Genomic DNA, 23,433 nt, shown 5'->3' on the forward strand with positions numbered 1-23,433 from the left:
CGCGTGTTAATTTATAGCGTATGCGCATGGCAATACGGAATAGCCATCGCAAACGAGAAACGGCCGAACAGAGTATACGTTCAGCCGCTTATTGTTTGGCGCTCGGCATTACCGTCAGTCGAAATTGCGGATAATCCCTTCTACCATTTTTTTCGCATCGCCAAACAACATCATGGTGTTATCACGGAAGAATAGCTCATTTTGAACGCCCGCATAACCAGCGGACATTCCCCGCTTAACAAACAAAACCGTTCTTGCCTTTTCAACATCCAATATGGGCATGCCATAAATAGCGCTTTGCGGATCAGTTTTAGCAGCAGGATTAGTGACGTCATTGGCGCCTATAACAAACGCAACATCAGCACCTTGAAATTCACTATTAATATCATCCAGCTCAAATACTTCGTCATAAGACACGTTAGCCTCAGCAAGAAGCACATTCATATGACCAGGCATACGCCCAGCCACAGGATGAATAGCGTACTTAACACTTACGCCTTCCGCTCTTAACGCGTCGCCCATTTCACGTAAGGCGTGCTGAGCTTGCGCCACAGCCATGCCGTAGCCCGGCACTATAATTACCGAGCCCGCATTTTTTAGAATAAAACTCGCGTCCTCCGCGCTACCCTGCTTAACCGGCCGCTCTTCAGCACCTCCAGCACTAACGCTTCCAGCCTCACCGCCAAACCCACCAAGAATCACGCTAATAAAGGATCGATTCATTCCCTTACACATAATGTAGGAAAGAATAGCGCCCGATGACCCAACCAAAGCACCTGTTACGATGAGCGCATTATTATGCAGCGTAAAACCTATACCTGCCGCAGCCCAGCCAGAATATGAATTGAGCATTGATACGACCACAGGCATATCGGCGCCGCCGATAGGAATAATAATAAGCACGCCAACGATGAACGCTAACGCCGTCATTCCCCAAAAAATAGCGGGTGACTGATCAGTATAAAAGGCAACCATCAACCCAATAATGGAAAGGCCAAGCATCGCATTAAGTGGGTGCTGCCATCGAAAAGTAACGGGCGCGCCCGAAACCAATCCCTGCAGTTTAATGAACGCAATAACAGAACCCGAAAAAGTAATAGCACCAATAACCACACCTAACGACATCTCAATGCGACTCGCAGCAAAGATTTGGCCTGACTCCGACACCAACTGAAACGCCGCGGGGTTTGAATAAGCCGCACCCGCGACCAATACAGCAGCCATACCAACAAGACTATGAAAGGCTGCAACTAGCTGAGGCATAGCCGTCATTGCTATACGCGACGCAATGGTTAACCCAATACCACCGCCAATTACGAGCGCTATCACTATCCAAGTGTAGGAGGTGACCTCGGGGCTAAAAATAGTGGTAACAATGGCTAACGCCATTCCTATCATGCCAAATAAATTGCCCTGACGAGACGACTCGGGTGAGGACAAACCACGTAGAGCTAAAATAAACAAAACAGACGAAATCAAATACGCAAAAGCGGTAATATTAACGCTCATTGGAGCCCCCTACTTCTTTTTATACATGGCAAGCATACGGTGAGTCACCGCAAAACCGCCAAAAATATTGATGGCGGCCAGCACCATAGCGACAAAGCCTAAAATCTTGGCTAAATTCATGTCATCTGGGCCTGCAGCCACTATGGCGCCAACAATAATGACGCTTGAAATAGCGTTAGTGACGGCCATCAATGGCGTGTGTAAAGCAGGCGTAACGCTCCACACCACGTAGTAGCCTACAAAGACCGCCATGACAAAAATCGATAATTGCGATATAAATTCACCGTGCATGGCTATGCCTCCCCTTGCGCGTTCGAGAAATTCGGATGCACAACCTTTCCTTCGTGCGCAAGTAACGCTGCCGAAACGATTTCATCTGACCAGTTGAACTGCACTGTTTGGTTCTGTGTATCTACGTGTGGCTGAATAAAATTAAATAAATTGCGAGCGTAAAGCGCAGAGGCATCTGCCGCTATTCGTGCAGGCATATTGACTCGGCCCACAATAGAAACACCGTCAACATCGACCACTTCACCCGCACGTGATAAAACGCAGTTACCGCCTTGCTCTACTGCTAAATCGACAACAACAGAGCCCGGCCGCATAGAGCGCACCATAGTTTCATCAATAAGCATTGGTGCTTGGCGCCCTGGAATTAGCGCCGTACAAATGACAATATCTTGTTTTGCGACAGTCGCCGAGACCAGCTCTGCCTGCTTGCGTTTAAAGTCATCACTCATTTCTTTTGCGTAACCCCCTGACGTCTCAGCATCGGCCATTTCATCCGAATCGACCATCACAAATTTTGCACCCAAACTTTCTACCTGCTCTTTAGAGGCCGGCCGAACATCCGTGGCACAAACAATTGCCCCAAGTCGTTTGGCGGTCGCGATAGCTTGCAAGCCCGCCACCCCAGCGCCCAGCACCATGATACGGGCAGGCGCTACGGTTCCGGCTGCCGTCATCATCATAGGCATAACCCGCCCATACTCAAACGCTGCCTCAAGCACCGCTCTATATCCTGCAAGGTTACTTTGAGAGCTTAAGACATCCATAGTTTGCGCTCGAGTAATACGCGGTATCATCTCCATCGCCACGGCGGACACTCCCGCTTGAGCGTACTGCTGGACAGACTCAGGACTGGAATAGGCCGATAACATAGCAATAACGACGCTACCTTTTTTCATCAAGGATAACTCGTCTAACTCGCCCTCTCCCGCAAGTAGCGGACGCTGAACTTTCAATACAATATCAGCGTCTGCCAATAAATTTTTAGGGTCCGCCACCATCGTTGCACCAGCCGCAACATACTCGGCATCGCTAATACGACTTGCCTCGCCTGCACCCGTTTCTATAGAAACGCTCTGCTCTGCTGCACAATATTTTTTAACTGTTTCTGGCGTAATCGCAACACGCTGCTCGTATTGCCGACGCTCTTTAAGTACTGCAATCTTCATTTTCTCCCCCATTGACAGGAACCGCCCAGAGAATACGATGATTCACTATAAATCGTATTGACCTAGAACAGCCTTGGAATATTTTCTATGAATAGCATGCGGGAAAAGAAATAAAAACGCTCCACCATAAAGGCAGAGCGTAAATAATAAACTAAGAAAGGACCGGCCAGAAAACTCTGTGAACAACTATCAACCAAAGCGCTGGTTTGGAAACCAACCACACTCCATGTGGCCAAACTGTCACATCACTCCCAACCGGTCTACCAACTATAGCGACCTACAAAATTCTGAAAAGTGACAAATTGTCGCACCCGATCCGATCATCCTCCCCGCTGCTTACCTAAGCAACATAATTGAACCCAGCAACTAATAGCAATAAAGCACGAATGCCGTCTCATCCCGCTAATAGTCACTTTACACACATAGAATAATATTTTGCTTCAAATACCATCCCTTTTTTCTGATAGAACGCGTGGGCCCGCTCCCTCGCCACGCCAGAAACCAAGCGCACTTCATTACATTTTTCATCACGAGCATAATTACACAACCAGTCAAACAAAGCGCCACCATACCCCCTTGAACGCTCAGTGGCCTGGGTAACAAGCTCCTCGAGCTCCAAATAGCGCCCCGTATGCAACCATTCCGACACCCTAAAGCCCGCAACAGCCTTAACTGACCCATCAGTCAGTACCGCCAACTGATAACCCGTACTGCGCTGCATTCGCTCTACACTCGCCACAAAACCCTCTAACTGTAAGTGCGGCCTAAGCTCTAACATTAAAGGGAAACAACCTTTAATAGTCGATACTCTCTGAGCTATTTCTATTTCCAATAGCTATGCCTCCTTTCCTCAGCACAATGTAATTAGATCTGTAAACTCGGCAAGGTTACTTTGCACTCGGCATTTGAACGAGTTCAGACACTTCTAGCGAACCCCCAATATCCAAAAAGGGGCATGCCTTTGCCATTTCAAGCGCCGCCTCAATAGATTCAGCCTGCACGATAGAATACCCGGACATCCCCGTAACACCGCCCACACTAACCTCACCGCCTGGAGATACCACAGATGTGCCCTTTAACGGGTTGGCAGGGCTGACTAACGATTCACCTAAAGACGCCAGCCATTCTTGATATTGAGCAAAATGCTTCTGCCCTTCCTTTGGACTGGACGGCTGATTACCGCCGATGTAACTCATAAAATATTGCGCCATGCTGATCTCCCTATTATCCAACACCGTTAAGATCCCCACTTTGAAACACTCACGACAAGCCGTCAACTAGCGTAGCAAGTCATTGCACATCATCTCGCTAAACCCGGCGACCAACAGTAAAATCAACGGCAACCGTAAAAGCATTGCTCTGCAGCCTAAAGCTAAACCACTAATTTTTTATCGTTGGAGCCACTTCTCAACAAAAAAAAGCAGCGCACCGTCTAAGGGTAACGCTGCTTTTTAAATACTAAAAAGACTTACGATTAACGAAGATACCGCTAACGATTGCCAGAAGGGCCATTATTACTCGGCTTGCTAGCGCCAGCACTGCGTCGACCGCCACTAGGTTTTGCGCTCGCGCCAGCCCCACTTGGCTTGCGAGAATCACGGCCTCCACCAGCCGGTTTCCCTGAAGCGCTGCGACCATCGCCACCGCCCGTACGCCGGCCGCGTGCAACATCGCCAGAACGCTGGCCGTCGCGATGCCCGCTCGTAGGCTTCTTAGGCTTTTTAGGCTTAAAAGGCCGTGTATCAAGCCTAGATTCGGGCAGGTCATGGACGGGCTCGAAACCGTCCACCAATTCACGCGGAATTAACTTTTTAATCAAGCGCTCTATGCCCGCCAAACAATCAAACTCGTCCGCACTGACCAAGGATATCGCTTCGCCTGACGCGCCCGCGCGACCAGTGCGACCAATCCGATGCACGTAGTCTTCGGAAACATTGGGCAAATCAACATTCACAACATGAGGAAGATGATCAATATCTAACCCCCTTGCAGCGATATCAGTTGCCACCAACGCGCGAACCTTACCTTGCTTAAATTCCGCTAACGCCTTAGTACGCGCACCCTGACTTTTATTGCCATGAATTGCGGCGGCGTTTATGCCTTGCTCCTCCAAGAATCGCGCTAACTTATTAGCACCATGCTTGGTTCGGCTAAACACCAACACCTGCTTCCAATTATTGTGCCCAATTAAATAAGCCAGCAATGCCGGCTTACGTTTTTTATCTACCGGGTGTATCACCTGCTTTACGGTTGTAGCAGTAGCATTTCGGGGCGTAACCGAGAACTCAACAGGGTTATGAATAATCCCTTTCGCTAAGTTACGAATATCATCGGAAAAGGTTGCCGAGAACAATAAGTTCTGTCGCTTTGCTGGCAATGCTGCAAGAATTTTTTTAATGTCGTGGATAAAGCCCATATCCAACATGCGGTCAGCTTCATCTAACACCAACACTTCCAGTTGCTTAAAATTAATGGCATTTTGATTATATAAATCGAGTAAACGGCCCGGTGTAGCCACGAGCACGTCAGCGCCTCTGCGGAGCTTTTGCATTTGAGGGTTAATCTTAACGCCACCAAATACAACAGTAGAGCGCAACCCAGGAAGATGTTTACTATAAGTTTCAACGCTTTCGGCAACCTGAGCGGCCAACTCGCGCGTGGGCGTTAAAATAAGCGCACGCACTTGATTGCCCCGAGCCGGCGCACCTTTACTTAGAATCTGTAGAATGGGCAGAGTAAAGCCTGCCGTTTTTCCCGTGCCAGTTTGTGCGGCAGCCATGACATCGCGACCTTCCAATACTGCAGGAATGGCTTTCTCTTGCACGGGTGAAGGTGTTTCGTAACCTTGCTCGGCTACGGCTTTAGCGATGGGTTCGGATAACCCGAGGGACGTAAAACTCATAAATTACTCTTGGAAAGTGCTAATACAACGCTGCAGGCCTTTGCTGAGCCTACGAAATGGGGGCGCAGTGTACAGGATTTGTACAGTGAATGCTTGGCTATTTTGTCGTTAAAATTCTTTTTTTTACCTCTATAGACACCAAATTATTCGCTCAACATTCAACCATTTAGCACACCTTATACTTTCGTAATGGAATGGACACTATGAATACTCTCTTACATTTTCAACTATTTGCGCAGTACAACAAACGGATGAATGCACAAATAATTGACGCAACCTCATCCCTTACTCATGTGCAGTTAAGGCAATCCGCAGGCGCTTTTTTTGACTCCATTTTAGGAACGCTCAATCACGTGATAGTGGGTGATTTGTTGTGGCTAAATCGCTTTTCAGCTCACCGTGATTACTATCACGTGTTATTCGAACTGTCCTCGCTCCCCATGCCCACACACCTAAATCAACTTCTATTAACGGATAGACATGAGCTAGTCGTCTTACGAAAAAAATTAGACGGCATGATAGTCGCTTGGGCGGAACACAACATTACTATAGATGACCTTTCAGCCAACTTTTCCTATCAAAGCATGACAGGAATAAACGTAAGCAAAAATTTCGGCGAGGTATTAAGTCATTTTTTTAACCACCAAACCCACCACAGAGGGCAGATTTCGACGCTACTGTTCCAACAGGGTATCGATTTAGGCATAACCGATTTTATAATTGATATACCCGACATGTAATGTGAGAGCGAGGCCCCACATTTAAAATCCGTGCCAAACACGCTATTATTTCTTACCCTAAAAATTCTAACCGAGAATGCAATCTACCCCTAACGTCAAAACATAACAAGGAAGTCGTCTATGCACATTTTAATTGCCGCCATTACAGCGCTCGCAGGATTTGCGTGGGCGCTCCACAGCTTACAAAATTCAGGCCTTGACCTTAATGCTTTCAATCCTTTTTATTGGGTTCGCAGGCGTCAGTGGCAAAAACAACTCGGCACAAAAGCTATTCATAGGCTTGAAAACCCCATGGAGGCCGCTACCCTACTTATTGTCGCTACCGCGCGGCTAGACGGCGACATTACACGAGAGCACAAACAAGAAATTATTCAACTTTTTATAACCGAATTTTCGGTCACTAGCCACACTGCAACAGAATTTCTTGCCGTCGCCTCACATATGCTGGCTAATGTTTTCAATATTACAGAGGAAGTGCGGTTAATACTCGCACCTAGCATAAGTGAGTACTTACCTCGACACAAAGTCTCATTACTTGAGATGATGAACAAAACTGCACAAAGGGAAGGTGCTGCAAGCAAAGACCAGCAAGCATTAATCGATGCTGTAAAACGAGAACTCGACAGCGCTGAAGAGCTGGCTAAGCCGTGGTAAACAAACCAAACAAGACGCTCTCAAACGCCTACGTTATTACCCTAAAAGCATGCAAACTAAGGTGCCCATCCAGCAAGCGATCCGGATGGTAATCCACCTTTATTGCGCTAACGTCAACGTACGTCCTCATAAAAAACCATTTGTGACTGTCGACAACAATATTTCTATAGCTGTCTGGGCAAACACCCAGACAGCTAATGTAACCCTAGCTCGCTACAACACTTCGATCAGCAACCATTCGATCGGAAAAGGTAGCTTTCACCAACCGAGCAATTTCACTGGCCTCACTTACGCCTTCTAGCCCACGGATTTTTTCCACGAATTCGTCTTCCTCTGCCCGCTTAACAAATTCGCTAGCCGTTAAGCAAACACCTTTTAAATTCTGGTATCCGTCGTGCCCAACAATAGTGTAAAGCTGAGCAATATCAACCCAAAACAATGTTAACCGCTCTATTATCTGAAGGTTCTGCGAGACTGTCACCGGCGAAATATTAGCGAGTGCTGCCATACTCTCAACACCCTCCTCTTCGAGACGAAGAATTTGCCAGCGGGAAATGCCCGGCAGCGCGGAAAGACTCCCTGAGCTACCCTGTGCACCCGAACCAATTTTTGAAACCGATTCGATTAGCATACTCATCGCCGTAAGTGGAAACATTCCAATTAAAAACATAAAGAATGCAACACCCTGTTCAGCATCAACCAGACCTGTTTCGGGTAACACCAACGCAATGCCGTACGTAATTAAGAATTTTTTGAATAACAAACTATAGACGCGCGTACTGATAACATCATGATGAATAAGTTTCGTAAAAAAGTAACCAATAAGGTGTAGGTACCAACCAAAGAAACCCGCAATTACGGGTGTCATAGTGTACGATTTTATATAGATGGGTAGCGTGTTATCTTTTTGGATATCCGCGACTATAAAAAACTGGCGGAGCGTACTAGCGCCGCGACCATCGGGATTAGCAATATAAATCCAACCCAAAGCCAAAATAAGAGCGACTAAAAACTTTAAAAACCAGTTTGACCATGTGCACTGCATGCGCAAAGAGGAGCTAAGATTAATGCGTTCAGAAGTGCCAAGACCGTACCCCATAAGCATATAAGGCAACAATACCATCACCGCCACTACGCCTGCATTCGAAAGAAATATGCTATCAATTTTACTATCTACATCCCGCACAAGTGATTCAAAATCTATTGCCCGCTCGACATTAACATTCGCTATTGTCTCGGGCGCTTCTAGCGAATCAGCGGCGCTTACCTGCAGTTGATAGGTTTCATGATAATGACAAATGTCCACGGCCCACGAACAGCTGGCGGCATCGACAGTTCCATCTTGACTAAAACAACCTGCACCAGACAATCCATTAGCGGCCGCCAACTCTTCCGATTGAAGTGATTCATGTATTTCTTCACACTGAAACCCTTTTATTTCGACTCCAACCTGCTGAGCTCGATCGTGGTACCCGTAAATAATCAGGGCACAAGCCAGCAAGGCTGGCAGCGTATAAAAAAATGTTATTTTAAACCGATCCATTATTCCCACCACCTACTATTCTTATACGGTTGTTTTAATACAGCCCTAAAAAGTTGATTTTGACGAAACCTTAACACAGAACTCTTTTTACTTGTTAGCATGTGCGGCCTTGTTGGTATTACTTGTGCGCACAGGTTTAGTTTTGCTAACAGAAAATTAGAGTAACGTCCTATGGGCCGAAGTTAATGCCAAGCAAAAGAGAGTCGACCCATGTGTTTATTTAGGTATACCTTTTTTATCTTACTCGCTAGTTCAACATGCTTCCCTGCTGAAAACCCTGCCCCCGAAGAATATACACTCCCGCTGCCACGTATTGTTAAGGTGTCTTTTGCTATCACCGATATCCGAGATATTAACTCAGAAGAAGGCACCTTTTACACCGACCTCCACCTAAGGCAAACATGGCAATAGACTAACGGCGAACACATTCGTTGGGTAGAAAAAAAGAGGCCTGTAATGATGTACCCCTCTGCCACTCCGGGAGGCCAAAAACAGAGTTTATAAGCCCTGTTAGCATTACAGATAAAACGCCTCAATATACCCCAGAACTCACTTTCCTAAACTCAGGTATGGATAACAATGTATTTTCCGCTTGGGACAACTGTTTGCAGGTACTTATTCATCTAGCATGGATTTGTCCAAATTTCCCCGTTACACGCAGAGCCTCTATATAAAAATAGAGAATTACGATAAAAACACAAAAAAACTTTGTTGTGTGTGTGTAGTGGTCAACGTTTTCTGGCCAGCCAATTAGAGGTTTCCCAATAAAATTTCCCACACAATACGTTTACAATCCAGCGAGCTAATACCCAGCGTGTTTCGTGCTCCGGATAATCCATTCTACCCTTTTGCCGAAGCTTTGCTTATCGGTTTGGGAATGTTTGCCGTCATATCTATGACAACTTATTTCATTTACCAACACTCGATGAAAGCCCTAAAGGATGAAATACAAAACAGTATTCGCCGAACGGCCTCAGCCATTAGCCAATTTATTGATACTGAGTTCCATCAAACCCTTACTCATCGTGCGAAAGAGCCTAGCGCAGCATACCGCGAGGCACTTATTCCGCAGGAAAAAGCGCAAGCCGCAGATCCCGCGATTGCATTTGTTTATACCGTTATTATGCGCAGCGAAAAAGTATTCTTTATTATCGACCCAACCCCAGAAGGCGAACGTGATGACCGCGGTACTCTAAAGAAATCGCATATCGGCGATGAATACACTGGTGCGATATCAAAGATGCTCTACGCGCTAACTCACGGTGAACAAATAGTAGAATCCAAACTCACTGAGAATAACTGGGGCTGGTTTTTAAGTGGCGATATACCGGTGAAAAATTTGAACGGAAAGTTATTCGTCGGCCTTAGCGCCTCGGACTACATGGGCCGCCTTGAGCCCTTTAAGCGTGCAACGGGGCGCACTATCATGACAGGTTTTTTATCTCGTTTTTAGTCGGCGCCTTAGTTTGGTTTATGCGCAATTTTTCAATGATAATAAGCCGAAAACGCTTGGCAATTTTGGGGGCTATTGACAAAAATATTTTACCCACGCAATAGCACTCGTTATTACTATCGGAATAAAAAGCACCTAAAGGAATCATCGTGCATAGCGCAACCTTACGTCGCACCTCAATTTTCATTGGAATTGGCCCATTTCTATTAAGCCGTATTCATGAGCATTCGTTTGGGGCGGGGTTGTGGGGGCTATTTACGCTATTTCTCTCGCGCTTATTAGTGAGCGGCTTGAGGGCGAAGAACTTATCACGGCCAATGCGGGTTATTCGGTGAAGGAAGGCGTGGGAGGAACCTTGGGGGTTCTATTTGTTGGGATTGCAATGGACTTATTTACTGCCGATGGAACGCCCTACGTGATTTTGCTTGCCTGTATTCTTTATTTCTCGTTTGTCCTCACCCGCCTTGAAATTGAATAGCGCTTAGGAACCTTTCATATTCTATAGCTGTTGTTGACTCATCGCCCCTACCTGTACTTCGAAGGAGCGATGAACTCTAAAACAGGCCGTTAGTGGGTTGAAAGGCCAGCCTCCAACCACTGATCCACTCGACGCTGCAATAGCGGTAGTGGTAATGCACCACCACCGAGAATCGTATCGTGGAAACCACGGATGTCGAACCCCTCACCCAATTGCTGCTCGCTTAGCGTCCGAAGCCGAATAATATCGAGCATACCAATCTTATAAGAGGTCGCTTGACCTGGCATCACCAAGTAACGGCGAACCTCCGAACGAACACCTTCTACTGGCGCGGGTGTATTTTCTAGAAAATAGTCGATAGCTTGCTGCTCACTCCAGCCTTTAGCGTGCAGGCCTGTATCAACAACCAAACGAATTGCTCTCCATATTTCACTGTTCAGACGGCCAAATTCCGCATACACGTCAGCATAGGTTCCAGGGATTTCTTTTGCCATATATTCAGAATACAACGCCCAGCCTTCCACATAAGCAGTGAAGTGTTCCTGGCGCCTAAAGGTGGGAATGGAGTCAAGCTCTTGTGCGATGGAAATTTGCATGTGGTGGCCAGGTAATCCTTCATGATAGGCCACTACTTCCAACTTGTTTTTGGGCATTGCCGTCATATCGGATAAATGAGCGTAGTAAATACCTGGGCGTGAACCATCGGGCGTACCAGGAAAATAATGTTGTGCTGCGCCGTCTTGCTCACGAAAGGCTTCCACACGCCGAACGTCTAGATCCGCCTCGGGCAACATGCCGAAATATTGAGGCAACGAGACCTTAATATTGTCGATCGCTTGCGTAGCGTCATCTAGGTAGCCCTGTCGCCCCTCATCGGTATCGGGGTAGTAAAAACGTTCGTCGCCCTTACTATCACGAATCATCGCAAAAAATTCTGACAAATCGCCATCAAAACCAGACTGCTCTTTTACTGCAAGAATGTCGGCGCGCAATCGCTCAACTTCCTTTAGGCCCAACGCATGAATTTCTTCGGCTGTAAGTGCAGTGGTAGTCATAAGCTGAAGGCAGTAATTATAGTACGCAAGGCCGTTCGGCAAAGCGTGAACACCTGAAGAGCGCTCACTAGTATTCTGTAAATCAGCCACAAGAAAAGCAATAATATCTCTGTTAACCGGCTCAAATTTTTCCAGCAAGGCCTCTCGGGCGTGCTCCAATAGTATGTCGGCGACAGACTGCTCTACGGCCTGCTTTTCGACAAGCTCCGCCACCTTCTTTTTAGCATCGGCCCAAAGAGGAGAGTCACTTTCAGAGTTATCAAAGGGCCGCCCTGAGATGAGTTTTTCTATTTCTGTAATGACTATTTCGTACGAAAATCGTGGGGGGCGAACCTGCTTTTTCGTCGCAGCAATAGCCCGATCCAGCAATTGTCCAAGCCCTCTTGCTACGCCCTCAATTCTTGCGTTATAGGCGATCATATCCTCTTCAGATTCAACTTTATGAAAACTAATAAGGAAGGTTGGAAGAAACGAATGAAGACCGTTCATTTGATTGAAGATGTAACCATGCTCAGCATAGGGTTCACCGGCTTTCGCCATTTCATAGCTGTAGATCCACAAATCGTAAGAAGTCTTAGCTTCACTGGTAAGCTGTGCATAATCAAACTTGTTCTTCATTTCGCTCACGGAGGCCAACATCCAAGCGATCTTTTCTCTTTCCGCGCTGAGACTAAAATCATCTATTTTGTCGTACAGCTCTTTTCGGCCCTGAAACGTTAGTTCGATCGGGCTAAATTCCAACTTTTCCGAATATTGACCTTCGAACCAATTATTTAGCTTTTCACTTTCACTTAAATCAGTACCCATACTGACAGGCGGATTTTCGCTTGCCTGCTTACTACAACCCAAGGCCATCACAAAAAGTGCCGCCACCAAGAGTAATCTGATCATAACGCCTCTCCATCGAACAATCGTATTGTTAATCTACGGAAGAGGAGCATAGCATCTCGTCACACCTGCGTGCCTCACTCTTTTACAGACAACCAGAGCCAATTAGCAAAAAAATAGCGGCAACAATGGCTATGAACATGTATAGCAAAAACAGCGCATATAAGTGCTATTTAGAGCTGGAGAATTAGCCGCCATCAATGGCCTTGTGGCGGCTTTAAACGGAGCGTAGGACGATACTAAGCAGGAAAAGCGTCTCGAACGCTCTGCAAAACACCTTTTTTGTCAAACAATTCTAACCAACGAATAACGCCATCGCTAAAGCACGTCTCATGACGGAGATCTCGACCAAACACTTCGTTAACCGTTAAAACATCCTTCACCATAGCAACCCGATCATTCGGATTTTTATCACACAAGGCCTTAAGTCGCTCTGCTAGCGGGTCGCGAACATCTATTGCGTTGCCATCCTCATCCACACCGCTCACATAACGTACCCACGCCGCTACAGCCAAGCAAATAATGTCAATATTTCCACTTGCCTGCAGCTGGTCTCGTAAAGTGTCAAGTAATCGCTGGGGAAGCTTTTGCGAACCATCCATGGCGATTTGCCATGTACGGTGCTGTAGGCCCCAATTAGAAAATCGAGCACGCAGCTGTTTTTTATACTCACTAATATTAAAGCCCTCGGGTTCAATGACCGTCTGCCCGGCTTCTCTGTCCATAAAAACTTCGCACATCTTTACAAACGAAGGCTCGGCCATTACATCGCTAATCGTTTCAAAACCCGCTAGGTACCCACAATACGCAAGTGCGGAATGGCTGCCATTTAAAAGGCGTAACTTCATATGCTCGAAAATTTCGACATCCTTGACTATTAGCGCACCAACTTTTTCCCACGCGGGCCGCTCACTGCAAAAATTATCTTCGATGACCCATTGCATAAAAGGTTCACAACTAACCATCCCTTCATCACGCAAACCCAGTATTCCCTCTAATGCCGTTTTGTCTTCAGGGGTGGTAGCAGGAACGATTCGATCAACCATAGTGCAAGGAAACGCTGTATTATCTTTTATCCACGCAGCTAGCTCTTTATCAAGCAATGTTGCAAATTGTACAATCACTTTTTGTAACACTTTACCGTTATTCGGCAAATTATCGCAGCTCATTAATGTAGGGCTTGGGCTACCGCTTTCCCACCGTTTTTTAAGTGATGCCACAATATAGCCAGGCGCGGATTTAGGCGTGTCAATATTTTTTAGATCGTGTTGTATTTCTGGGTGCCGTACATTTAAATTTCCGGTTGCAGGATCATGACAATAACCCTTTTCCGTAATCGTCAACGAAACAATTTTTATGCTAGGGCTAGCCAGCATATCAACGGCATGGAAAGGGCATTCCGGCCCGACGCACTCCGCGCGAAGAGAACCAATAATCGCCAACTTTTTTTCATCATTATTCCGAATAGCGACAGTATAAAGGCCATCCTGAGGGTCTAACTGATCTCGCACCCGACCGGAACGTAAATCCGCGCCGATGATCCCCCAGTCACCTCCATACTCGGATAACAACTTATCCGTATAGACCGCCTGATGAGCCCTATGGAAGGCGCCCACACCTAAATGAATAATACCGGGCTTTACATTTTGGTAATCATAATTTGGGCGTTTCACCTCAATGGGTACGCTACTTAAAGTAAATTGGTTAAGTCGACTCATCACTACACCTTTATAAAATATTTTTTCAATTCAGTTTCTTAAAAACAAATAATTTTATCGCGTGTACATCCACTAAAAAACTCTGGGAAACAATTAAATTATTCTAGCAAAAAAAACACGCCCTTATAATCTAGCCCCACACAATTAGACGAGGGCCAAACCCAGAACACTCTCTATCAACACTATTACAACTAGGCCTTACGAACGCATTGCAGTAACGTAGCCACCTATTTACAATACCTCTACCCATTTATTGTTGGCCTTTTTCTTTAAGGTACGACCGAAGAAAGGTATAAACCATGCTAAAAATTGTAGCTATTGGCGAAGTAATGATAGAACTTTCGCCCTCGTCGCCGGACAGCACTCTCGAACGCAAAGCGTTATCTTACGCCGGCGACACCTACAACACCGCAATAACATTGGCTCGACTAGGCGTAAGTACAAGTTATTGCACTCGGCTAGGCGACGACACTCACAGCCGCAATATACTCACGAAACTAGGTAACGAAGGTATCGAAACCGACTGCATCACCCAGGTAGAAAACGAAGTTCCAGGACTGTACATGATTCAAAACACTCCCGATGGAGAACGTGAATTTTTCTATTGGCGCAGCGCCTCTCCCGCGAGACAACTGTTTTCAATGTATGGCGAGCGCGAACACATCGCCAACACATTAATGAAGCACGACTGGCTTTACCTTAGCGGGATTACACTCGCTATTATGGCGGCTCCCGCTCGAGATTATTTATTTAAATTTCTATCCACATTTCGGAATAAAGGTGGGAAAGTTGCTTTCGACAGCAACTATCGTCCGCGCCTATGGGACAATACCGAAGCCGCGCAAAACGCAATGTTAGGCGCTATGACCCATACCGATTTAGCGTTACTCACCCTCGATGACGAAGAGATGCTGTGGGGGGATCACGATATTCAGTCAACCCGTCAACGTTACGCCCCTCTAAACATAAGTGAGCTTGTATTCAAGTGCGGCGCCAATGACGTAATAATTTTTCAAGGTGACATCGAAACACGGGTACCCGTCGCACCCATTAATAATGTAGTGGACACCACCGCAGCAGGTGATACATTTAACGCAGGCTACTTATCCGCACGAATAAATAGTCACTCTCCATTGCAGGCTGCGGCCCTTGCAAGCCGCTGTGCAGGAGTAGTCATTCAGCATCGTGGCGGTGTTATCGATAAAGATATTTTTCTTAACGAGATTGCTCAGCAATAGAAAACATAACGTTGCAATACAACCTCGCAAAAACCCAAAGAAAATACTTCAAGCGTCTACTTATTTTGGCTCGTACAGACCAAAATAAGTAGGCAAGAATTCACTAACCGCAGGAACATACGTTACCACTAGTAGCGCTAGAAACATTGCGGCATACAGCGGCATTAACGGTCTAATGAGTTGAGCAATCGACGTTTTGGCGATGCTACAACCTACAAACAAAACTGCGCCAACAGGAGGCGTACACAATCCGATACACAGATTTAAGACCATCATGATGCCGAAGTGTAAAGGCGACATACCTAAACTTACTGCCACCGGTAAAAATATCGGCGTAAAGATAAGAACCGCTGGTGTCATATCCATAAAGATACCCACGGCCAATAAGATCAGGTTAATCGTTAACAGTATAAGAAAAGGATTGTCGCTCAGATGCATAAGCCCATCACTTATCGCCTGAGGAATATTTTCGTAACTGAGCATCCATGACATTGCCGTAGACGTGCCAATGAGCAACATTACAATAGCCGTTGTTTCCACGGACTTTGTTAATATTTCAGGAAGATCACTAACTTTCACCTCTCGGTACACTGCCACCGATAACAACAAAGCGTACAACACTGCTATTACACTCGCTTCAGTCGCCGTGAAATAACCGCCGATGATTCCACCGATAACCAATACGATTAAAAAGAGGCTCGGTATGGCATCCAGAGTTTTAACCGCCGCCTCTTTTAGTGTTGGCACCCGACCAACAGGATAGCCCTTAACTTTCGCATAGACCGCACACACTCCCATCAAGCCAAGCGCGACCAATAAGCCTGGCAGATAGCCCGCCACAAAAAGTGCCGCAATTGAAACACCACCACTTGCCAACGAATAAATAATCAGAATATTGCTAGGCGGGATCAACAAACCCGTTGTAGAGGAGGTAACCGTTATCGCGGCCGTAAAATTACGGTCGTAACCTTCTTTCTCCATCGTTGGTATCATAAACCCACCGATAGCGGAGGTTGCCGCAACCGCCGAGCCCGATATTGCCCCAAACAACGTACACGAAATAATATTAACGAAGGCGAGCCCACCGGGCAGCATGCCAATCAATACTTTTGCAAATTCAATTAAACGATGAGCAATACCGCCTCGTCCCATCAATAATCCAGATAAAACAAAAAACGGGATTGCGAGAAGGGCGAAGCTATCAATGCCGCCCCCCATACGCTGTGCTACCGTTGTTGCCGCTGGAATAAAATCAATGGTAACCAACATCGCAAAGAAAGTTGCTATACCGATACTAAACGAAACCGGTACGTTTATGAACAACAGCACCACAAACGTAACCAATAAAACTATGACTGAAACATCCACGCCAATTACTCCACTGTATTCTTATTATTTGATGTCGGTAACGAGATCGTGCTCGGCTACGGCCGAATATGGCGACAGGAGCCGCTCAAGTGCAAACAACGAAATCAATACTCCACTAATTGGAATAACACTGTAAATATACCCTACGCGCACCTGCAGAGCGGCCGAGAGCTGATTCAATTCTAGTGTTAAGCTCACCAAGTTAAAGCCGCCAATCACCATGACGGACAATGCGAAAACCAAACACATGAAATCCGCTGCTTTTTGCGCGATCATGGCTTTTCGCCCTTTTAGCGACCGCGTCACAATATCGAGCCCAAGGTGCGCATGCCGACGAAAAGCATAGGCTGCACCTAAAATGCCTATCCACACCAATAAATAGCGCGCAATCTCTTCGGTATACGAGCTGGGCTGGCTTACGATAAAACGGGTGATCACTTGCCAACTGACGTCGACCACCATCGCAAACATTAGACACCCTAGAAAATAACCCAGTAGAGTTTCTATTTTAACTAAAAGAGATTTCAACATAGTCCCGCCCTAGAGCTCACGAATTCGTTTTAATATTTCGTAAGCTGGCGTCCCAGAATACGATTCCTGCATATCAATAACAGCATCCATAAAAGGTGTTTTGTTAGGACGAACAACCGTTACGCCCGCCGCCTCAACGGCGACTAACGCCTCATCGCTCGCTTTAAGCCACAGGGCTCGCTGATATTCAACGGCCTCATCCATTACAGACTGCAACCATATTTGCTCTTGTTCCGATAACGAATTCCATACATAGCTACTGATTAGCACAATGTCGGGTACTGAGGTATGTTCATTTAACGTGTAAAACTTTGATACTTCGTAATGCTTTGAAGAATAGAAACTGGGAGGATTATTTTCAGCACCATCTACCACCCCTTGCTGTAAAGCGGTATAAAGCTCACCCCATGAAATCGGTGTTCCCGAGCCGCCCATCGCGCGAACCATGCGCACAGATGTTTGACTGTTTTGTACACGGACCTTCATACCTTGCAGGTCCTCTGGTGAGAGCACCTGTTTATCAACGGTATAATAACTTCTGCTACCCGCATCAAAGTAGCCTAACCCTCTCAAGCGAACCTTTTCTCCGGATAACAGCAATTCTTTACCGATGTCGCTATTGAGTACATCCCAATAGTGCTCATGGTCTCGGAAAACATAAGGCATGCTGAATACCTTCATTTCTGGAACAAACCCTTCTAGCGGGCTGGACGAAACCTTAGTCATCGCTAGACTACCAATTTGAAGCAGCTCAATGGATTCCCGCTCCGAACCTAGCTGCCCTCCAGGGTAGATATCAAGCCGCATTGCATCATCAGAGACCTCACCCAGCCTATTCGCCATAAACACCATTGCCTGATGAACCGGATGATTAATATCTAAAGAGTGCGCCATTTTTATCACTCGGGTACTGGACTCCCCAGAACAACCGACAATTAAGCATGAAAACACTGCGGCGAAAACAACCTTAAATCTATATCGAGGACAATTCATTTTTATTGTGTATTTTTTATTTAATGAAGGCTTAGCATTCTAGCAGATAAAAAACTGTGGGCCGCTAGGCTCGCAGAAAGAGTTGGGCAAACCCAATACGAAAGGCTAAACCAGAAACCAGAAACCAGAAACCAGAAACCAGAAACCAGAAACCAGAAACCAGAAACCAGAAACCAGAAACCAGAAACCGATAGATTCGGAATAAACCCTTGCACCAAAACAAGAGCGTATGACCGCATACTCATTGTATACATGTATTTTACATTTCGTAGAGTACAAAAAAAGGCCGCACAATGCAGCCTTTTTTTCAAACTATTGTTAATTACTCAATAATTTTTGCAACAACGCCAGCGCCAACGGTACGACCGCCTTCGCGAATAGCGAAACGTAAACCGTCTTCCATCGCGATAGGAGCGATTAAAGTCACTACCATCTGAATGTTATCACCAGGCATTACCATCTCAACGCCTTCAGGCAATTCGCAAGCACCTGTTACGTCTGTTGTACGGAAGTAAAACTGAGGACGGTATCCTTTAAAGAAAGGAGTATGACGACCACCTTCGTCTTTAGACAGAACATAAACTTCCGCTTCGAACTTAGTGTGTGGGTTAATGGTGCCAGGCTTAGCCAAAACTTGACCACGCTCAACATCATCACGCTTAGTACCACGAAGAAGAACACCAACGTTCTCACCAGCACGACCTTCGTCGAGCAACTTGCGGAACATTTCAACACCAGTACAGGTTGTTTTAGTGGTTTCTCTAATACCGATAATATCGATCTCTTCACCAACATTCACGATACCACGCTCAACACGACCCGTTACAACAGTACCACGACCGGAAATTGAGAATACATCTTCGATAGGCATCAAGAAAGGCTGATCGATAGCACGCTCTGGCTGAGGGATGTATGAATCCAAGTACTCAACCAAAGTTCTAACGGCGGTTGTACCCAGCTCATTGTCATCTTCGCCATTCAACGCCATCAACGCAGAACCAGCTACAATTGGCGTATCATCACCAGGGAATTCGTAGGCGTCTAACAACTCACGCAATTCCATTTCGACCAATTCCAACATTTCGTTGTATTCGTCTGAACCCACGCCACCACAATCTTCTGCAAGAAGGTCAGCTTTGTTCAAGAATACTACGATGTAAGGTACACCAACCTGACGCGACAACAAGATGTGCTCACGAGTCTGAGGCATAGGACCATCGGTCGCGCCACATACCAATATAGCGCCATCCATCTGAGCAGCACCGGTAATCATGTTTTTCACATAATCGGCGTGACCTGGACAGTCTACGTGTGCGTAGTGACGATCTGGAGAATCGTACTCTACGTGTGAAGTAGCGATCGTAATACCACGTTCGCGTTCTTCTGGTGCGTTATCGATACCGTCGAACGCAACAGCTTCACCGCCCCATACTTCTGCGCATACGCGAGTTAGAGCTGCAGTTAATGTTGTTTTACCATGATCGACGTGACCAATAGTGCCAACGTTTACATGGGGTTTGTTACGTTCAAATTTTTCTTTAGCCACTGTTCTATTCCTCTAAATTTTTGAACTTTGAAAACAGAAAAAGGAAATTGCTCATCGTTTAATTTCTAGCGATGATCTCTTCCGCAATATTTTTTGGTGCTTCAGCGTAACGCTCAAACTCCATGGTGAAGGTCGCACGACCTTGGGTTGCAGAACGCAGATCAGTGGCATAGCCGAACATTTCAGCCAGAGGCACCTCTGCATTAACAACCTTACCTGAAGGGTTTTCATCCATTCCCTGAATCATACCACGACGACGATTGAGGTCTCCCACAACGTCACCCATGTTTTCTTCAGGTGTCACGACTTCTACCTTCATCATTGGCTCAAGCAGTACTGCACCGCCTTCCTGTGCCAATTTTTTTGTCGCCATTGAGGCTGCAATTTTAAACGCCATTTCGCTAGAGTCAACATCATGATATGACCCGTCGTATAACGTTACTTTTAGCCCTAATAATGGGTACCCTGCCACTACGCCATTGCGCATTTGCTCAGAAATACCCTTTTCAATCGCCGGAATGTATTCTCTTGGAACAGCACCACCAACGATCTCGTTGACGAATTCAAGACCTTCTGCGTTTGCATCTTCAGCTGGCTCAAACTTAAGCCAAACATGGCCAAATTGACCTCGCCCACCAGACTGGCGTACAAACTTACCTTCTATTTCACTCGAGCGAGTAATACGCTCTCGGTAGGCCACCTGTGGCTTACCTATATTTGCCTCTACACTAAATTCTCGTCGCATACGCTCAACAAGAATATCTAAATGAAGCTCGCCCATTCCCGAAATAATGGTTTGCCCCGTCTCCTCGTCTGTCTTGACACGAAAAGACGGATCTTCCTGGGCTAATTTCCCAAGCGCTACGCCCATTTTTTCTTGGTCGGCTTGAGAGCGCGGCTCAACTGCAACCGATATAACCGGTTCAGGAAACTCCATACGCTCCAATACAATTTTATTCTTTTCCGAGCAAAGCGTATCACCCGTGGTGACATCTTTGAGCCCAATTGCCGCGGCGATATCGCCTGCCAGCACCTCCTTAATCTCTTCTCGACTATTCGCGTGCATTTGCACCATACGCCCTACACGCTCACGCTTGTGCTTAACCGAGTTATAAACGCCTGTACCACTTTCAAGCCGCCCCGAATAAACGCGAAAAAACGTCAAGGTACCCACAAAAGGGTCGGTTGCTATTTTAAACGCTAGCGCTGCAAAAGGCTCTTTATCGTCAGCCTCTCGATGCTCAACGGTTTCTCCATCCTCAAGAGTACCGTCGATCGGTTTCACTTCTGTCGGTGCGGGCAAATATTCAATAACGGCATCAAGCATTGCTTGTACACCTTTGTTCTTAAACGCCGAACCGCCAAGCACAGGCACAATATCGTTCGCCAGTGTTCTAGAGCGAATACCCGCCTTAATTTCTTCGTCAGTGAGCTCCCCACCTTCGAGGTACTTATCCATTAGCTCATCATTAGCTTCAGCCGCAGCCTCTACTACCGTCTCGCGCATTTCTTCACACTGCGTGAGCATATCTTCTGGTATATCGCCGTATTCGAAGGTCATTCCCATGTCACTTTCGTTCCACAAAATGGCCTTCATCTTTATTAAATCGACAACACCCTTAAATTCATCTTCTGCCCCAATTGTCATCTGCAGAGGAACAGGGTTGGCTCCGAGCCGCTCTTTCAATTGGTCTACAACCATCTCGAAACTAGCGCCAGCGCGATCCATTTTGTTCACGAAGACCATACGGGGAACTTCGTATTTGTTAGCTTGCCGCCAAACGGTCTCCGTTTGAGGCTGGACACCGGAAGAACCACACAAAACAACAACCGCCGCATCAAGCACCCGCAATGAGCGCTCCACTTCAATCGTGAAATCAACGTGCCCGGGCGTATCAATTATATTGATGCGATGCTGATCGAATTGCTGCTGCATTCCAGACCAAAAACAAGTTGTTGCTGCAGAGGTAATGGTTATACCCCGCTCTTGCTCTTGCTCCATCCAGTCCATCGTGGCGGCGCCATCATGGACTTCACCAATTTTGTGAGACAAACCAGTATAAAAAAGAACACGTTCTGTAGTGGTCGTTTTACCCGCATCAACATGCGCACAGATACCGATATTTCGATAACGTACGATGGGTGTCTTACGTGCCACTATGCTCTATCTCCAACCACTACCGGTATTTAGTCTCACAACAAATTATAAAAAACTGTAATTTGAAGGTCGAATTTTAACGTTATGAAAACGCTAAAAGGCAGCTATGGGCTGCCTTCTGCTGCAAATCTAAAACTATCGTCACGCAGCCTTTAACAGCTGTGTAGATTTTAGAAGCGGAAGTGCGAGAACGCCTTGTTCGCTTCAGCCATACGGTGAACGTCTTCACGTTTTTTAACCGCACCACCTTTACTCGCAGCAGCATCTATCAATTCACCAGCCAAACGCTGAGGCATAGATTTCTCACCGCGATTACGGGAGTACTCTACCAACCAACGCATTGCCAATGCTTCACGTCGCGAAGGACGCACTTCAACTGGCACCTGATAAGTTGCACCACCCACACGGCGAGATTTAACTTCCACCAAAGGGGCAATATTTTCTAATGCTTCACCAAAAATTTCCAAAGGATCTTTACTGGCTTTTTCTCGAACCAGCTCCAATGCACCATAGACAATGCGTTCAGCAACTGATTTCTTACCACTAACCATTACATGGTTCATAAACTTGGCCAAAGTCACGTTACCAAATTTAGGATCTGGTAATATTTCGCGCTTGGCGACAACTCTTCTTCTAGGCATGTTATTAACTCACCGTTTACTCAATATTCAGGTTAATCCGAGACGCTTTGAGTAATTCTTTAAAAGAAACGCTCGGCCTTACTGGTTCTTCCGTAAAACGCTTACGGATATCAAACAACCCTTACTTAGGACGTTTGGTACCGTACTTAGATCGTGCTTGTTTACGATCTGCTACGCCAGACGTATCTAAAGAACCACGAACAGTGTGATATCGAACACCAGGCAAATCTTTTACTCGACCGCCTCGAATCAATACAACGCTGTGCTCTTGTAGATTGTGACCTTCACCACCGATGTAGGAAGACACCTCAAAACCGTTAGTCAAACGCACACGACATACTTTACGCAGTGCTGAGTTTGGCTTTTTAGGTGTTGTTGTGTAAACACGAGTACAAACACCTCGGCGCTGAGGACATGCTTCTAAAGCACGAACGTCACTAGCCTGAACTTTGCGTTTTCTCGGCTTACGAACCAACTGGTTGATCGTTGCCATGAAACTTAACTCCAAAAATAAATTAGGTTCCTGCCGCTTTAATCGCGGAAACAGAAACTATTCCACTT

General features: G+C 46.3%; 22 protein-coding genes. 6 read left to right on the forward strand and 16 right to left on the reverse strand.

The window, feature by feature from the left end; translation table 11 throughout:
• Nucleotides 1-114: 114 nt before the first annotated feature.
• From H5647_RS19735 to H5647_RS19760, 6 genes are all read right to left on the reverse strand, one after another.
• The gene (locus H5647_RS19735) at nucleotides 115-1,509 is read right to left on the reverse strand and encodes an NAD(P)(+) transhydrogenase (Re/Si-specific) subunit beta (protein WP_045860731.1); all 1,395 of its coding nucleotides are present in this window, start codon (nucleotides 1,507-1,509) and stop codon (nucleotides 115-117) included.
• Between the two features lie 9 nt (nucleotides 1,510-1,518).
• Complete coding sequence (locus H5647_RS19740; RefSeq protein WP_045860732.1) at nucleotides 1,519-1,800, reverse strand: NAD(P) transhydrogenase subunit alpha; 282 nt, start codon at nucleotides 1,798-1,800, stop codon at nucleotides 1,519-1,521.
• Between the two features lie 2 nt (nucleotides 1,801-1,802).
• A complete protein-coding gene (locus H5647_RS19745; protein WP_045860733.1) occupies nucleotides 1,803-2,966 on the reverse strand; it encodes a Re/Si-specific NAD(P)(+) transhydrogenase subunit alpha in 1,164 nt (387 codons plus the stop codon).
• A gap of 409 nt (nucleotides 2,967-3,375) precedes the next feature.
• Nucleotides 3,376-3,798, reverse strand: a complete 423-nt coding sequence (locus H5647_RS19750; protein WP_052692225.1) for a GNAT family N-acetyltransferase — start codon at nucleotides 3,796-3,798, stop codon at nucleotides 3,376-3,378.
• A gap of 55 nt (nucleotides 3,799-3,853) precedes the next feature.
• A complete protein-coding gene (locus H5647_RS19755) occupies nucleotides 3,854-4,177 on the reverse strand; it encodes a YciI family protein (RefSeq protein WP_045860735.1) in 324 nt (107 codons plus the stop codon).
• 278 nt (nucleotides 4,178-4,455) lie between these two features.
• Nucleotides 4,456-5,868 carry a DEAD/DEAH box helicase gene (locus tag H5647_RS19760; RefSeq protein WP_045860736.1) on the reverse strand — a complete coding sequence of 471 codons (1,413 nt, stop codon included), beginning with the start codon at nucleotides 5,866-5,868 and terminating at the stop codon, nucleotides 4,456-4,458.
• A 203-nt stretch (nucleotides 5,869-6,071) separates the two neighbouring features.
• Between H5647_RS19760 and H5647_RS19765 the strand changes: the two genes are divergently transcribed.
• Nucleotides 6,072-6,608, forward strand: a complete 537-nt coding sequence (locus tag H5647_RS19765) for a DinB family protein (protein ID WP_045860737.1) — start codon at nucleotides 6,072-6,074, stop codon at nucleotides 6,606-6,608.
• A 120-nt stretch (nucleotides 6,609-6,728) separates the two neighbouring features.
• Complete coding sequence (locus tag H5647_RS19770; protein WP_045860738.1) at nucleotides 6,729-7,262, forward strand: hypothetical protein; 534 nt, start codon at nucleotides 6,729-6,731, stop codon at nucleotides 7,260-7,262.
• A gap of 205 nt (nucleotides 7,263-7,467) precedes the next feature.
• On the opposite strand, the gene H5647_RS19775 is transcribed toward H5647_RS19770, so the two are convergent.
• Entirely contained in the window at nucleotides 7,468-8,805 is a 1,338-nt protein-coding gene (locus H5647_RS19775) for a hypothetical protein (RefSeq protein WP_045860739.1), read from the reverse strand.
• A gap of 210 nt (nucleotides 8,806-9,015) precedes the next feature.
• Here H5647_RS19775 and H5647_RS19780 point away from each other — a divergent pair, with 210 nt between their 5' ends.
• From H5647_RS19780 to H5647_RS19790, 3 genes are all read left to right on the forward strand, one after another.
• Complete coding sequence (locus H5647_RS19780; protein ID WP_045860740.1) at nucleotides 9,016-9,216, forward strand: hypothetical protein; 201 nt, start codon at nucleotides 9,016-9,018, stop codon at nucleotides 9,214-9,216.
• A gap of 484 nt (nucleotides 9,217-9,700) precedes the next feature.
• Nucleotides 9,701-10,258 carry a chemotaxis protein gene (locus tag H5647_RS19785; protein ID WP_162926443.1) on the forward strand — a complete coding sequence of 186 codons (558 nt, stop codon included), beginning with the start codon at nucleotides 9,701-9,703 and terminating at the stop codon, nucleotides 10,256-10,258.
• Between the two features lie 244 nt (nucleotides 10,259-10,502).
• Nucleotides 10,503-10,736, forward strand: a complete 234-nt coding sequence (locus H5647_RS19790; protein ID WP_045860741.1) for a hypothetical protein — start codon at nucleotides 10,503-10,505, stop codon at nucleotides 10,734-10,736.
• Between the two features lie 89 nt (nucleotides 10,737-10,825).
• Here H5647_RS19790 and H5647_RS19795 read toward each other — a convergent pair whose 3' ends face one another.
• Complete coding sequence (locus H5647_RS19795) at nucleotides 10,826-12,682, reverse strand: DUF885 domain-containing protein (protein WP_045860742.1); 1,857 nt, start codon at nucleotides 12,680-12,682, stop codon at nucleotides 10,826-10,828.
• 236 nt (nucleotides 12,683-12,918) lie between these two features.
• Entirely contained in the window at nucleotides 12,919-14,397 is a 1,479-nt protein-coding gene (locus tag H5647_RS19800) for a mannitol dehydrogenase family protein (RefSeq protein ID WP_045860743.1), read from the reverse strand.
• 299 nt (nucleotides 14,398-14,696) lie between these two features.
• On the opposite strand from H5647_RS19800, the gene H5647_RS19805 reads away from it, so the two are divergent.
• Entirely contained in the window at nucleotides 14,697-15,635 is a 939-nt protein-coding gene (locus H5647_RS19805; protein WP_052692228.1) for a sugar kinase, read from the forward strand.
• A gap of 60 nt (nucleotides 15,636-15,695) precedes the next feature.
• On the opposite strand, the gene H5647_RS19810 is transcribed toward H5647_RS19805, so the two are convergent.
• The 7 genes from H5647_RS19810 to rpsL all read right to left on the reverse strand — a co-directional run bounded on the left by H5647_RS19810 (nucleotide 15,696) and on the right by rpsL (nucleotide 23,365).
• Nucleotides 15,696-17,003 (reverse strand): TRAP transporter large permease, encoded by a 1,308-nt coding sequence (locus tag H5647_RS19810; protein WP_045860744.1) that lies wholly within the window; start codon nucleotides 17,001-17,003, stop codon nucleotides 15,696-15,698.
• 24 nt (nucleotides 17,004-17,027) lie between these two features.
• Nucleotides 17,028-17,531, reverse strand: a complete 504-nt coding sequence (locus tag H5647_RS19815) for a TRAP transporter small permease (RefSeq protein WP_045861575.1) — start codon at nucleotides 17,529-17,531, stop codon at nucleotides 17,028-17,030.
• Between the two features lie 12 nt (nucleotides 17,532-17,543).
• The gene (locus tag H5647_RS19820; RefSeq protein ID WP_408034009.1) at nucleotides 17,544-18,428 is read right to left on the reverse strand and encodes a TRAP transporter substrate-binding protein; all 885 of its coding nucleotides are present in this window, start codon (nucleotides 18,426-18,428) and stop codon (nucleotides 17,544-17,546) included.
• Between the two features lie 421 nt (nucleotides 18,429-18,849).
• Nucleotides 18,850-20,073, reverse strand: a complete 1,224-nt coding sequence (gene tuf, locus H5647_RS19825; protein ID WP_045860746.1) for an elongation factor Tu — start codon at nucleotides 20,071-20,073, stop codon at nucleotides 18,850-18,852.
• Nucleotides 20,074-20,131: 58 nt separating this feature from the next.
• Nucleotides 20,132-22,231, reverse strand: coding sequence for an elongation factor G (gene fusA, locus H5647_RS19830; protein WP_045860747.1), 2,100 nt, complete (start codon nucleotides 22,229-22,231; stop codon nucleotides 20,132-20,134).
• A gap of 170 nt (nucleotides 22,232-22,401) precedes the next feature.
• Complete coding sequence (rpsG, locus tag H5647_RS19835) at nucleotides 22,402-22,872, reverse strand: 30S ribosomal protein S7 (protein WP_045860748.1); 471 nt, start codon at nucleotides 22,870-22,872, stop codon at nucleotides 22,402-22,404.
• A 121-nt stretch (nucleotides 22,873-22,993) separates the two neighbouring features.
• Nucleotides 22,994-23,365, reverse strand: coding sequence for a 30S ribosomal protein S12 (gene rpsL, locus H5647_RS19840; RefSeq protein WP_045860749.1), 372 nt, complete (start codon nucleotides 23,363-23,365; stop codon nucleotides 22,994-22,996).
• Nucleotides 23,366-23,433 lie beyond the last annotated feature (68 nt).

This window comes from Teredinibacter purpureus, assembly GCF_014217335.1.
Taxonomy (GTDB): Bacteria; Pseudomonadota; Gammaproteobacteria; order Pseudomonadales; family Cellvibrionaceae; genus Teredinibacter; species Teredinibacter purpureus.